The sequence below is a fragment of the Pirellulimonas nuda genome (genome assembly GCF_007750855.1).
GTDB lineage: Bacteria > Planctomycetota > Planctomycetia > Pirellulales > Lacipirellulaceae > Pirellulimonas > Pirellulimonas nuda.
Genome location: NZ_CP036291.1, coordinates 3218945 through 3232906, shown reverse-complemented (window position 1 = coordinate 3232906; position 13962 = coordinate 3218945). Strand labels below are relative to the sequence as shown.

At 66.9% G+C, this 13962-nt stretch carries 10 protein-coding genes; 7 read left to right on the top strand and 3 right to left on the bottom strand.

Features of this window, described 5'->3' with window-relative positions; genetic code table 11:
- Positions 1-139: 139 nt before the first annotated feature.
- From Pla175_RS12805 to Pla175_RS12775, 7 genes are all read left to right on the top strand, one after another.
- Positions 140-1609, top strand: coding sequence for an Nramp family divalent metal transporter (locus Pla175_RS12805; protein WP_145285274.1), 1470 nt, complete (start codon positions 140-142; stop codon positions 1607-1609).
- Positions 1610-2071: 462 nt separating this feature from the next.
- Complete coding sequence (locus tag Pla175_RS12800; protein WP_261342831.1) at positions 2072-3286, top strand: DUF1593 domain-containing protein; 1215 nt, start codon at positions 2072-2074, stop codon at positions 3284-3286.
- A complete protein-coding gene (locus Pla175_RS12795) occupies positions 3283-4665 on the top strand; it encodes a DUF1593 domain-containing protein (protein ID WP_197527478.1) in 1383 nt (460 codons plus the stop codon). Before Pla175_RS12800 ends, Pla175_RS12795 begins: the two co-directional genes overlap by 4 nt.
- A 4-nt stretch (positions 4666-4669) precedes the next feature.
- On the top strand, positions 4670-5461 hold the full coding sequence (locus tag Pla175_RS12790) for a rhamnogalacturonan acetylesterase (RefSeq protein ID WP_145285266.1): 792 nt from the start codon (positions 4670-4672) through the stop codon (positions 5459-5461).
- 50 nt (positions 5462-5511) lie between these two features.
- A complete protein-coding gene (gene pelA / locus Pla175_RS12785; protein ID WP_145285263.1) occupies positions 5512-6525 on the top strand; it encodes a pectate lyase in 1014 nt (337 codons plus the stop codon).
- A gap of 179 nt (positions 6526-6704) precedes the next feature.
- Positions 6705-8558, top strand: coding sequence for a DUF5060 domain-containing protein (locus Pla175_RS12780; RefSeq protein WP_145285259.1), 1854 nt, complete (start codon positions 6705-6707; stop codon positions 8556-8558).
- Positions 8559-8945: 387 nt separating this feature from the next.
- Complete coding sequence (locus Pla175_RS12775) at positions 8946-10304, top strand: cytochrome P450 (protein ID WP_145285255.1); 1359 nt, start codon at positions 8946-8948, stop codon at positions 10302-10304.
- On the opposite strand, the gene Pla175_RS12770 is transcribed toward Pla175_RS12775, so the two are convergent.
- The 3 genes from Pla175_RS12770 to Pla175_RS12760 are packed head-to-tail and all read right to left on the bottom strand — an operon-like array spanning position 10295 to position 13862.
- Entirely contained in the window at positions 10295-11911 is a 1617-nt protein-coding gene (locus tag Pla175_RS12770) for an FAD/NAD(P)-binding protein (RefSeq protein WP_145285252.1), read from the bottom strand. The genes Pla175_RS12775 and Pla175_RS12770 overlap by 10 nt on opposite strands.
- Positions 11908-13002, bottom strand: coding sequence for a 3-oxoacyl-[acyl-carrier-protein] synthase III C-terminal domain-containing protein (locus Pla175_RS12765; RefSeq protein ID WP_145285248.1), 1095 nt, complete (start codon positions 13000-13002; stop codon positions 11908-11910). The genes Pla175_RS12770 and Pla175_RS12765 overlap by 4 nt, the downstream gene beginning before the upstream one ends.
- On the bottom strand, positions 12999-13862 hold the full coding sequence (locus Pla175_RS12760) for a DUF6999 family protein (RefSeq protein WP_145285245.1): 864 nt from the start codon (positions 13860-13862) through the stop codon (positions 12999-13001). Before Pla175_RS12760 ends, Pla175_RS12765 begins: the two co-directional genes overlap by 4 nt.
- Positions 13863-13962 lie beyond the last annotated feature (100 nt).

Sequence of the window (13962 nt, the reverse complement as noted above, 5' to 3'; positions counted from 1 at the left end):
GGCCCTTAGCCGCCAGAGGCCGGAACGCCAAGCCGCGTCGAGGGCGCCGGGCGGCACGATATGGGACGCGGCCCCGCCGTACGGTATACCAGTGGGGCATCTGCTCCTCTTTCTTTTCGATTCCGCCCGGCGCTGCAGCATGAGTGACTCTGTCCGCGAAGCGCCGACCACCGTGCCCGGCATCCTCAAGCAACTGGGCCCAGGCCTGATCGTGGCGGGTTCCATCGTGGGCTCGGGCGAGCTGATCGCGACCACCCTGACCGGCGCCGAGGCGGGTTTTTGGTTGATGTGGCTGATCTTGTTGGGCTGTGCGATCAAGGTCTTTGCGCAGCTCGAGCTGGGTCGCTACTCGTTGGCGACCGGGCGCACCACGCTCGACGGCCTGCAGAGCCTGCCGGGCTTCAAGCCGGCCGGGCTGCACTGGATCATCTGGCTTTGGGTCTTGATGTTTATGGCGAGCGTCGCCCAGTCGGGGGGCATCGTCGGTGCGGTGGGGCAGTCGCTCTCCATCGCCGCGCCGCTCACATCGCAGGGCGAGGCCTACAACGCCTGGGCCGACGCCAATGTCAACCGACGCATCGGCGGCCCCGAGGCTGCCGCCCAAGGCGCGGACGCCCCCCCCACCGAACCCGTGGCGACAGGGCCAGACGTGCTGTGTTGGGCGCTGGTCGTCTCCGTAGCGACCAGCGTGTTGCTGCTGGCCGGCCGGTACCAGTTGATCGAGCGTCTGGTGCTCGTGCTGGTGGGTGGCTTCACGTTGCTCTCGGTGGCCAACCTCGTGATGTTGCAGCTCAACCCTTCGTGGGCAGTGACCCTCGCCGACCTGGGCCGCGGCCTGAGCTTTCGGCTGCCCCCGCCGCAGCCCGGGTTGTCCCCGGTCGCCACAGCGTTGGCCACGTTTGGGCTGATCGGCGTCGGGTCGGGCGAGCTGGTCTACTACCCGTATTGGTGCCTGCAGAAAGGCTACGCGCGTCACGTCGGCCCCGCCGACTCCAGCGAGGCCTGGACCCGCCGCGCCCAAGGGTGGATGCGGGTCATGAAGTGGGACGCGTGGTGTTCGATGGCGGTCTACACGCTATCGACAATGACCTTCTACCTGCTGGGGGCGGCAGTGCTGCACCGCGCCCGGCTGATCCCCGACAAGAGCGACCTGATCCGCACCCTGGCCGCCATGTACGAGCCGGCGTTTGGCGGCCTGGCGGTGGGGCTGTTCTTGGTCGGCGCCGTGGCGGTGCTCTACTCGACCTTCTTGGTGGCGAGCGCCAGCAACGCCCTGGTGTTTGCCGACGCGCTCGCCATCTTCACGCGCAACTCGCCCCGCCCCATCCGCCAGGCAAGCACTTGGCGCTGGCTTGGCGTGGCGTTGCCGCTGGTCTCTTTCACGGCGTTCCTTATCGTCCGCGACCCAAAGCTGTTGATCCTGATATCGGGCGTGGCCCAAACCATCATGCTGCCGGCGCTGGCCGGCGCGGCGCTCTACTTCCGCTACCGATACGCCCCTAGTGCGTTGCGGCCCCACTGGGCGTGGGACGTCGGGCTGTGGCTATCTGCGATCGCGTTGGTGTTGGTGGGGGGGTGGTGTGCGGCGGAGCTTGTAAGCAGTTGGTAACGCCGCGGCGCTCTCCTCCCATGATTTCCAGACTACCCGTAACCTTCTGCTGGCAAACCGCTTAGGCCAGCCAGAAGCCATCGACAATCCGTCGGCCTACGCACGGCGCGGCGCAGCGCCAGAATAACACAGCTGCTTTTGAGTCAACCTAGGCCGCCGCCGCGGCGCCGCGAGTATGCTAGCGCGGCGACAACGCCTGATCAGGCCTTGCCCGACCGGTGCGCGCCGCTTGAGCTCGAGCAAGCCCGCGCTCGATCGGATAGGAGTCTCCCTGGAGTCACCAAGAATATGCCCCACGCCGTTATCGATCGCGCTCGCCCGGACGCGCCCTCCAGCAGTCCAGAGACATTGGCTACTTGGAGAAGTTGGCTTTGCGGCCTCCTGGCCCTCGGGGCGCTGTGCTGCACCCCGGCCGGAGCGACCGTCGCGGCAGACGACGAGCCCGCTGGGCGCCGGCCCCGCGTGGTAGTCTCTTCTGACATCGGGGGCACCGATCCGGACGACGTCCAGTCAATGGTTCATCTGCTTGTCTACGCGGACAAGCTCGACATCGCGGGGTTGATAGCCTCGCCCTACGGCCAGGGACGCAAGCAGCAGATCCTGCAGGTGATCGACGCCTACGAGCGGGACTACCCCAACCTCGTCACTCATTCCGACGGCTACCCCACGCCCGCCGCGCTGCGCGCCCTCTGCAAACAAGGGGCGTTGGAACCACCCGGTCCGTCCGGATTCGGAAGACCCACCGAGGGCTCTGAGTGGATCGTGCAATGCGCGCGGCGGGACGACCCCCGGCCGTTGCACGTGCTGGTTTGGGGGGGCATCGACGATCTCGCCCAGGCGCTGCACGACGCGCCAGACATCCTGCCCAAGCTGCGGGTCTACTTTATTGGGGGCCCAAACAAGAAGTGGAGCGTGGACGCCTACAACTACGTCGAACAAGACCACCCCCTACTATGGATGATCGAAGCAAACGCGGCGTACCGCGGCTGGTTCGTCGGCGGCGAGCAGAAGGGAGAATGGAGCAACCGTGGGTTCGTCGCGAAGCACGTCGCCGGACACGGCGCGCTGGGCGATTGTTTCTCGAACGCCAAGGCCGACCTCAAGATGGGCGACACCCCCTCGGTTGCGCGGTTGCTGCACGGCGTGCCGGACGATCCAACGCAACCGGGATGGGGCGGCAGGTTTGTACGCATCTGGGACGGGCGCAAGACCATTTTCGATCGCCAGACTACCGCGTCCGACAAGGCCGAGGTGTTTGGAGTGACCCAGTTCGTTCTCCCGGCGCCCAAGAGATATACGGCGCAGAACAGCGCCGTCATGGTGTTCGACGGCGGCCAGCCGGCCTCGGTCGGGGCGAGCGAAGGAAAGTCCCTGCGGTTCCGCTTCTCCCCGCGCGACGCCAAGGTGTGGTCGTACGTCATCAAGAGCGACCACCCGAGCCTGAACGGGCAGACCGGCAAGTTCACCGCCGTCGCGCCGCCGGTAGAGCGGACAAGCCACCCCTCGGCCCTGCATCCGAACTGGTGGATCGACGACCCCGACCCCGCAACCGCCGAGGGGGTCCACCCCGGCGCCAAGAGCGTCAACCAGTGGCGGGTCGATTTCCTGACGGACTTTGCCTCCCGCATGCAACGGTGCAAATCCCCCTCATCCACGAAACCAATCGAGAACCCATGAGCACCCCCCTCCTCGCGGCGCGTTGCGGAATGTGGCTCCCCTGCGCCCTGCTTGTGGTCGCCCCAATCGCCGTGCCCGCCGTGGCGGACGACCAGGCCGCGGCGTGGCAGAGGCCCCGTGTCATCGCCACCACGGACGGCGAGATAGACGACCACAGTTCAATGGTCCGCTTCCTCCTCTACTCCTGCGACTACGACGTGGTCGGCATCGTCGAGGTGAACTCCAAGTACCAGAAGAACGGCCACAGCAAAGAGCCGTGGCTAGAAAAGCAGCTAGACGCGTACGAACAGGTGGCGCCCAATCTGCGAAAGCACAACCCCAACTACCCGGAAGCCGACCGGCTGCGCAGCGTGGTGCGTGTGGGGAACGAGAACATCAAAGACCTGTGGGTCGCGCCGCCCGACTTGCAAACCAAGGACACCCCCGGCGCCCAACTAATCATCGACACCCTGCTAGACGACGACCCACGCCCGGTGCACGTCCTTTCGTGGGGGGGCGCCAACACCACGGCCTCGGCGCTGTGGAAGCTGAAGTCCGAGTATCCGAAGGAGAAGTTCGACCACGCCGTGTCGCGTATACGCATCTACTGCATCTGGTACCAAGACGGCGGCGGCGCCTGGGTCCAGGCGAACATCCCAGGGGCCTACATCAACGAGGCCTACGGCTGGGACAACGTGTGGGATTACGAGAGCATCAGCGAAGGCTCACGAGGCAAGCCGAGCGCTAACCCGCGCGAGGTCCAGGCCTATATGGGGAAAGAGTGGCTCCGGAAGAACGTCACGTCCGATCACGGACCGCTCGGGGCGTTGTACCCGCAGTCGTTCGTTAGCGAGGGGGACACCCCGTCGTTCCTGCACCTTGTCGACAACGGGCTCCGATCACACGTCGACTACACGCTGGGAGGCTGGGGCGGGCGTTCGGTCCACGACGATCCGAAACGGCCCAATCACCTCACCGATCGCACGCTCACCGACGACGGCGACGCAAACAAGATGTACTGGCGTTGGGTGCCCGCTGCGCAGAATGATTTTGCCGCCCGGATGGACTGGTGTGTGAAGGACTATCAAGACGCAAACCACCTCCCCGTGGTCCGATTGCAGGGAGAATCGCGTCGCGACGTGAAGCCCGGCGACGCCGTCGAGCTGGCTGCCTCCGCGACCGACCCCGACGGCGACAAGCTTGCCTACCGGTGGTGGCAATACGCAGACGCCGATTCGGCCAAGGCCAGCGTGAAGATCTCCGAAGGGGATCGGCCGGGGAGCGCCAGTTTTGTCGCGCCGAACGAACCGGGGCGCCAGGTCCAGCTCATCCTCGAAGTATCCGACGACGGCGCCCCGCCGCTCGTCGGCTACCAACGCGTCCTCTGCGACATCAGGTAGTCCGATGCCTTGGCTAGACGTTCATCCGAGAACGATCCGCACGGGGCTGGCCAGCGTCGCCATCGCCGCGGCCGGGCTCCTCTTGTCGTCGACCGCCGACGCCGCCGCCCAGGGGGTCACGCTCTTCTTGGTCGGCGACTCGACGATGGCGGACAAGCCGGTCCTGCCAGAGAACCCAGAACGCGGGTGGGGACAATTGCTGCCACTCTACTTCGAACCGGACGTGAGGGTGGAGAACCACGCGGTAAACGGACGGAGCTCGAAGAGCTTCCGGGACGAAGGCCGATGGAACGCCGTGCTCGACCGCGTCCGGCCAGGCCACTGGGTGATTATCCAGTTCGGCCACAACGACCAGAAGCCGGACGAGGCGCGTCACACCGACCCCTTCGCGAGCTACACAGAAAACTTGAAGCGCTACGTGTCGGAGACCCGAGAACGTGGCGCGCGCCCCGTCCTGGCGACGCCCGTAGTGCGGCGCAGGTTTGACGCACAGGGCGTTCTGCGGCCGACCCACGGCGATTATCCCGAGGCGGTTCGAAAGCTGGCAGAGGAGTGCGATGCGCCGCTGCTGGACATGACCGCTCGGTCTCGCGACCTCCTGAGACGCCTCGGCAAGGAGCGTTCTCAGGGGCTGTTCCTCTGGACGTCGCCCGGGGAGTACGACCGCTTTCCAGACGGCAACGCAGACGACACGCACTTCAACGCCCTGGGCGCGACTCGGATGTGCGACCTCGCGGCCGCCGAGATCCGGGAGAAGATCCCGGAGCTGGCCGCCCGTCTCCGCAGCCCCCGCTGACTGAACCCGACGTCGTATCGCACCTTTCACTCTTTTCCCCGACGACGAACATGCTCCGACACTGCTGCATCGCGCTGCTCGCTCTGCTGAGCTTCACCGCCCCGCTCCTCGCCGATACGGCCGCCGCGGGCCTGGCCAAGAAGCCCGACAGTTGGTTTCAGAGCGACGACGGTCGACAAACCCTCGAGCACATCCTCTCCTGGCAGACAGAGCAGGGGGACTGGCCGAAGAACACCGACACGACCCGCAAGGCGTTCTCCGGCGACCGCGCAAAGCTCCGCGGGACGTTCGACAACGGCGCCACCAGCGGCGAGCTGCGCCTGCTCGCCCGCGCCTTCCGGGCGACCGGTGACCAGCGCTACGAGAAGGCGTTCCTCACTGGCTTTGACCATATCTTGAGGGCGCAGTACCCCAACGGCGGGTGGCCCCAGTACTATCCGCTCAGCAAGCAGTACCACCGCCACATCACCTTCAACGACGGCAGCATGATCCGCATCATGGAGTTCCTCCGCGACGCGACTACCGCCGAGGACTTCGCGTTCCTGGACGAGGGGCGTCGCGCCGCCGCCGAGAAGGCGCTCGAGCGCGGCGTCGACTGCATCGTCAAATGCCAGGTCGTCGTGGACGGCCGGCCCACCGTTTGGTGCGCCCAGCACGACGAGGTCTCGCTCGCCGCGACCAGCGCCCGCAGCTACGAGCTCGCCTCCCTCAGCGGCGCTGAGAGCGCCGGCGTCCTGATCTTCCTTATGAACCTCGACCAGCCCAGCCCCGACGTGGTCCGCGCGGTCAACAGCGGCGTGGCGTGGTTCGACGGGGCGAAGATCGAGGGGTATCGCTACGTGCGGAGCGGCGGCGAGCGCAAACTGCAAGAAGACCCCTCCGCCGGGCCGCTGTGGGCCAGGTTCTACGAGATCAAGTCGAACCGTCCGTTCTTCTGCGACCGCGACGGAGTGGTGAAGTACCAGATCGAACAGATCGGCGCCGAACGCCGCAACGGCTACGCGTGGTACGGCAACTGGGGCGAGAAGGTCGCCAAGGCTTACTCCAAGTGGCCCCACCGCTGAGCGGGCGCCGCCGGGAGACGCGCCGACCCGCCGGGCGGCTCAAACCGTGCACAACCAATGGCCCAAATTGGGCGACAAGTTTTTTCTGTGCACGCTTTGCCTAAAAACAGCAATGATCCCCCAGGCGGAGGCGCCGGCTTTCGCTCGGTCGATTCGCAAACCCACGAGTGGCGGGAACGGTGACTCATCTCTTCCGAGTAGCGGCGTGCAGCTTAGGTCTCCTCCTCTTCGTTAGCCATGCGGCGAGTGTCGTCGGCGCCCGTTCAGAGCTGGGGGGGGCGTCCATCTCTGGCGAGCAGAAGCAGTGGCACAAGGTCACCCTGACGCTCAACGGGCCACAAGCCTCAGAAGACGGGACCCCCAACCCGTTCCTCGACTATCGGCTTCAGGTCACGTTCCGGCACCCCGAATCGGGGCTGACCTACGTTGTGCCGGGCTACTTTGCGGCCGACGGCGACGCCGGCAACACCTCGGCCACCGAGGGCGACAAGTGGCGCGCCCATCTGGCGCCCGACCACGCCGGCAAGTGGACGTACGAGGTGTCGTTCCGCCAGGGGCCGGGCGTTGCCGTCGCTGACGCCGCCGACGCAGGGAAGCCCGTCAACATGCTCGACGGACTCAAGGGCTCCTTCGAGGTCGCCAAGACCGACAAATCGGGGCGCGACTTCCGCGGCAAGGGGCGGCTGGACTATGTCGGCAAGCACCACCTGCAGTTCGCGGGCAACCACGAGTACTTCCTCAAGGCCGGCGTCGACGCCCCAGAGAACCTCCTCGCCTACAAGGACTTCGACGGCGATTTCAAGACGGACGGCAAGAAGGACAACCTGATTAAGGACTGGGCGCCCCACGTAAAGGATTGGAAGGCCGGCGATCCCACTTGGCAGGACGGCAAGGGCAAGGGGCTAATCGGCGCCATCAACTACCTGGCGTCCAAAGGGCTAAACGCCTTCTCCTTCTTGACGCTCAACATCGAAGGGGACGACCGCAACGTCTTCCCGTACACTCAGTACGACCAGCGCGACCGTATCGACTGCTCCCGCATGGACCAGTGGGAGACCGTGTTCTCCCACGGGACGAAACTAGGGATGTACCTGCACTTTAAAACGCTGGAAGCCGAGAACGTCAACATCCTGGACAACGGGCAACTGGGGCCTCAGCGCAAGCTGTACTACCGCGAGCTTATCGCGCGGTTCGCCCATCACTTGGCGCTCAACTGGAACCTCGGCGAAGAGGTAGGCCTGGGGCACAAGGTGAGCACCAAGCAGAAGCAGGACTGGGCGCGGTACTTCTGGGAGAACGACCCCTACCACCACCACATCGTCATCCACAACGGCGACAACCACTTCGACCTGCTGGGAGAGTACGACCCGGCCGCAGGCACGGGCTCTGCCCTCACCGGCTTCTCGCTGCAAACCAGCAACGCCGACTTCCGCAGCGTCCACGGCCGCACGCTGGAGTACCTGCGTCGTTCGGACAAGGCGGGCAAGCCCTGGGTGGTGGCCTGTGATGAGCCGGGGGACGCGTCGCACGCGTTGATCCCCGACGAGGAGGACCCGACACGCGACAACGCACGCAAGAACGCCCTGTGGGGCAACCTGATGGCCGGCGGCGCGGGAGTCGAGTGGTACTTCGGCTACCAGCACGCGCACAGCGACCTGACCTGCCAAGACTACCGCGTGCGTGCGAAGATGTGGGACCAATGCCGGACCGCGCTCGCGTTCTTCAAGGACAACAAGATCCCGTTCTGGGACATGACCGGCGCCGACGAGTTGGTGGCCGACCAAGACGCGTACTGCTTCTGCAAGCCCGGAGAGCTCTACCTGGTCTACCGCAAGCATGCGGGCGACACCAAGCTCGACCTCTCGGGCGCCAAGGGGGCGTTCGAGGTCCAGTGGTTCAACCCGCGTGCCGGGGGCGCCTTGAAGCCGGGGTCCACCCGCGCCGTCAACGGCGGCAGCGTGGTGGCCATCGGCAACCCGCCCGGAGACGACGGGGGAGACTGGTTGGCGGTCCTCCGGCCCCAAGCCGGCTGAGGCGCCGCACAGATCCTTCGAGCAGGCGACGGCCGGTCGCTGCCTCCCACACGACCGCCGTCGCCTCTGGGCTGCCTCTCAACGCGAGACTGCCACTGCGGCCGGGGCCGCCCCATCGGCCCCGGCTGGAGCAAGGACGGGCCATCTCTGCGTCGCGGGGTGTGGCGCTTTCTTTGTGCGCGCATCGCCCCCCCCGGCCGCTGCGCTAGCGGGACGGCGAGCCTGAGTTGCGGGACCTGGCTCCGACGTTTCGGGGCGTTGCGGGATTGCCCCGGCCGCCCCCGCGGCCGACGATGACCCGCAGTGGCGGCTAAGCCGGCCGCCACCGGCGCCGACTCTCGGCCAGCGCCGCGATCGATCGTGGTTACCGCCGCAGCCGGACCCCAGATGACCCCCTCCAAGCCCCCCGCCGAGTTCTCCGGCGCCCTCGCGTCGACGCCGTGGAGCTACCGGGTCTGGATGCTGGCGTTCAGCCGCGAGCGGCTGTTCGACAAGCTGATCGCCGAGTACGGCGATTTTGTGCACTACCGCGGCGTGGTCGGGTTTTACCTGATCAACCACCCGGCGTTGGTGAAGCAGGTGCTGCAACAAACCCACGACGCCTTTGACAAACGCAGCCCGCTGTACGACCGCTTCCGCCGGGCCTTCGGCAGCGGGCTGGTGGTCGCCGAGGGGGACCAGTGGAAGCAGCGCCGGGCCGCCATTCAGCAGTTGATGGGTCCGGCACGGGTCGAGGCGTACCTTCAACCGATGCTCGGGGCCGCCCACCGCGTCGCGCATCAGTGGGAGTCACGCAGCCGCGACGGCGCCGCGTTCGATGTGGCGGACCAGATGGACGAGCTCACCCTCGAGATCGTCGGACGCGCGCTGTTCCAGGACGCGTTTGACGAAGCCCGTGAACCGATCCGCCGCTGGACGCACGTGATCGACCACTACAGCTCGAAGGCGCCGCTGCCGGTGGTGCGCAGCGCGTGGTTCCCTTCACGGCTCAACCGGCGCCTGCGAACAACGCTGGCCGAGTTTCACCGCTTCATCCAAACCACCATCGACCAACGCCGCGCCGAAGCGTCCGGCAAAGACCTGCTGTCGCTGCTGTTGGCCGACGACCCCGCCGATGGTCGGCCGCGGCTCACCGATGCCGAGGTCCGCGACGAGGTGCTGGGCATGATCGTGGGAGGTCACGAGACCTCTTCGGTCGCTTTGACCTGGATTTGGTACGAGCTAGCGAAGAACCCGCTGGTAGAACGCCGCCTGCACGAGGAGTTGGACACGGTGCTTGGCGGCCGCGAGATGCGCGTGGAGGACGCCCCCCGGCTGACCTACGCCCGCATGGTGATCGACGAAACGCTCCGCCTCCACCCGCCGTTCTGGTTCGAGAACCGCAACGTGACGCGCGACGTCGAGCTCGGCGGCGTAACGCTCCCCGCCGGCGCGATGGTCGCGTTCAGCCGCCACGCCCTGCACCGGCACAAGGACTTCTGGGCGGACCCGAGCAGGTTCGATCCAGAACGGTTCCGCCCCGGCGCCGAGGAGAACCGGCGGTCGACGCACGCCTACGTGCCGTTCGGCGGGGGGCCGCGGGTATGCGTCGGGGTCCATTTTGCCACGCTCGAGCTGCTCGTGTTGTTGGCGACCCTGGCGCAGCGTTTCCGGCTCCAGATCGATGGGCAGGGCCGCCACGAGGCGTCTGCCCTGCTGACGATGCGGCTCAAGCACGGGCTGCGGGTGAAGGCGATTCAGCGTTGACGCACGATCGCGCGGTACGCCCAGTCGAGCGGCTTGAGCAGGAAGAGCAAGAAGATGAGCGACGCCGGGAGGTAAGTCGGGGGCGTGGCGCCCGCGTCCCTGGCTCCCTGGAAGCAGGCGTAGTCCAGCGTAGTCGCCGGCGCGGTGAGCACGGCCCACCTCTCCCGGAGCGTCCTGGGACGCGGTGCGACCCCCATCTCACGGGCGAGCCGATCGCAGTAGGGGAACATCTCGACGGGGTAGATCAGGTTCGTGTCGACGCCGGCGAAGCGTCGGCGCCGCTCGGCGGCGTCCACGGCGTGGCGTTGGACGATGTCGCTGGGCCGGGCGACCTGGCCGGCCAGCGAGAGCACAACGTAGCGGGCCTGGATCTCGCTGATCGAAGGGATGTTGCCGATCACGGGACGGGCGAAGCCGACTAGAAACAGGTCGTCGTGCTCGATGTGGCGGCAGCCCAGGTAGAAGTCCCGCAGCTCGATCGCCCCGTCGCTCAGCCGCCCCAACCGCGAACGAAAACCGACCGCGGGCACAACGACGTCCGGCGCGATCTCGCGCGTCCCTTCCGCGTCGAACTCGCCGAAGGTGGTGAAGGACGCGTCCAGCGGCGCCCCGACCACGTCGAGCCGCCCTTCGGCGATGGCCGTCAGGAAGTCGTCGCTCTTGTTGTGGAACATGTCGAACAAGCCGCGTTCGGCCCGCCGGTTCAGCCGCTTGGACCAATCGCTCGCGACGCCCGCACCGGTGGGCGCCGGCGCGCCGCTGGCCTGCGGGTCGGCACGCGGGGGGAACACACGCTCGAACCACCGCCGGTAGCGGATCCGGGCCGCGACGAAGCGGGCGCCGATCCAGTTGCGGATATCGACGTGGATCGACAGCATCAGCCGGTTGCGCAGGAAGTCGGACGGCACCCCGCGGATGGGGTGGTAGCGGGGGCTGACCCTGATGCCGGAGCGGAGCGAGAGGAAAACGCGGTTCCCTAGCCCGGGCTGGGCCAACCGATTGGCGAAGTCGGTCGCCATCTCGCCGCCGCCGACAACAACGACGGTCTTGCCGGTAATCTCACGGAGACCGTCGGACGACATCACGGTCGGCAGGCTGGCCACACGGGGGTGGTCGCCCAACGACCTGGGCTCCGCCACGAGCCCCGTGCAGATCACGACCGCGTCGAACCGGCGGACAAGGGGCTCGGCCGCGTCGGGGGCCGCGTAGGTGACCTCCCAGCCAGCGCTGCCCCCCGCGCGGGCCAGGGCAAGCACCCGGCGGCCGTGGGCGACGCGCCCGCGCAGGCCGAAATGATCTGCGAAGCGCGTCAGGTACTCGCCGTACTCGCCGTCTCGGAAGAACTCGCTGCGGCTGGCGCCGCCGTCCGAGCAAACCGACGCGTCGAAGCGCCGGTAGCTGGCGAACTGGGTGGTGTACTTGGTCGAGGTCGAGACGAACCCTTCGTAGGGGTTCCCCCAGGCGCCGGTGACGCCGTCGGACTGCTCGAAGCACTCGATCTCCCAACCGGTGAGCAGCTCGCAGGCGTACTTTAGCGTGATGAGCCCGCTGCTCCCCGCCCCGATGATCAATAGACGCCGTGTGCCGGCCGCGGGGGGGGTGGTCATGACGCTACGGCGGTCAGGCTGATGAGCACAAAGTTGAACTGCCCCGACTCCGGCACAAACAGCAGCAGCCGGTCGCCCGGCGCGATCGTCCCTTCGCGTAGGTACTCGTCCAGCATGACAAAGATGCTGGCCGCCCCGGTATTGCCGGCCGTGGCGAGGTTGGTCCAGTAGGGGGTCGGGTTGCGGGGATCGGGACATTGCTTGGCGATCACCCGCTCCATCTTCCGCCGGAAGAAGAACGACGACATGTGCGGCAGCACCAGCGAGTGGGCGCCGACCGAGTCGTCGTGGCGCGCAAAGGCGTCTTCGAGGAAGGCGTCCGCGGCCGGGAAGAGGTGCCTGGACAAGATCGACACGTCCTGACTGAGCAGCGCGGTGCGGCTCTCGAGCGTCATGCACAGCGGCGCCTCGTGGGCGAACGACCGGGAGTGGGTCCAGTCGACCCGCAGCGAGATCCCCCCCGGCCGCGGCCGGTCTTCCAGCAGCATCGCGCCGGCGCCGTCCGACAGCATGAAGCGGAGGAACACCGACATAAACCAGCGGCTGTTCCGCACGTTCGCGTGCTGGTCCCGATCGTCGACGGGCCGGATCGCGGTCGACTTGAGCACCTCGGACGCGTGCTCGGCGCCCACGCACAGGGCGACGCGGTGCTGGCCGCTCGCCACGGCCCGCATCGCCCCCACCAGCGCCGTGGCGGCGGAGGAGCAGATCCCCGCGTTGGAGCTGATCTCCGCGGGGCCACACAGCAGGCCGCGTTCGCTGAGCCGCGCATGCAAGATCGAAGCGAACCCGGGCGCTGCGAGCGGCGCAAAGGTCGTGCCCCCCGACAAGAATGTCGCCGCACCGCAGGGCGCCAGCGCCGCGAGCCGCGCGACCGCCTCGGCGCCGATCCCGTAGACGTCGTGCGTGGCGCGTTGCTGGGCGTCTTGGGCGTAGAACCTGCGGCGGATGCCGTTCATCGCCAGGACCCTGCTGCGCACGTCGTCTTCGCCGGCGAGGACCCCCAGGAAGCGCTGGATCGCGTCGTTCTCAACCGGATCGCCCGGCAGGTACGACGCGGCGCCGGTGATGTAGCAGGCGCTGGGCGTCATGCGTCGCCGGCGGCTGGCGGAGTGTTGCGGAGCAGGTCGTAAACCACTTCGTCGAACACGATATGGTAGTAGAGGTACTGGCTCGGGTTCGAGAAGAACGCGCTGCTGTGGTAGTGCCCGCGGTTGGCGACCTCCTGCATGAAGAAGTCGAGGTCTACCTGCACCTCCTCGTCGCCCGCGTAGATCCGCTTCACGCACCACAGCAGCACCGAGTCGGAACCGAACGAGTTGAGCGCCGTGACGGTAGTGTCGAGATCGCCCAGCACCGTGATGGCCATCACGATGAGCATCACGACGTTCGTCGGCCCGAGCAGTTGGAGCGAGTGCCTGCGGTTCTCTTCCAGCACCGCCTTGCTCAGCTCTTCGTGGTCGCGGGGCCTGGTCGTGCGGATGTAGTCGAGGTTCTGCAGGAACGCCTGCTTGTCAAACCGGTCGATGATCTCATACGAGAGCCGGTCGTGCCCCACGGTCAAGCGGTTGTCCAAGACCGTCCGGATGCTGTCGACGCTGAAATCGCCGTCGATGGTGTTCAGCTTGACCCCGCTGCTTTGGACCGGGGCGTCTTGCTGCCGGAGGATGTGCTGGTACAGCAGCGGCTCGATCTGGACGTGGCGCATGAACAGCTCTGCCGCGTCCGCCCTCGCCAGGTACTTCATGCCAAACGCCATGCAGCAGTCGATGAGGTACGCCTCGAACCCCAGCGGCCAGCGGTGCAGCACAAACTTCAGCGGGAAGCTGACGAACCGCACCACAAAGTACATCACCAACAACAGCGGCCGCAGCAGGATGAAGTCCCACTGCTTCCGCTCGCGGGCGAAGACGCCGTTGACGTACTCGGTGATGTAGGGAAACTCGTTCATGAACCGGTAGCGGCACAGCCGCCAGTGGAGCAGGGATAGGGCCGCCCCCGCCACGGGGCCGCGGGTGCAACCAGTCTAGCCAACATCGTGCAACGGCGCT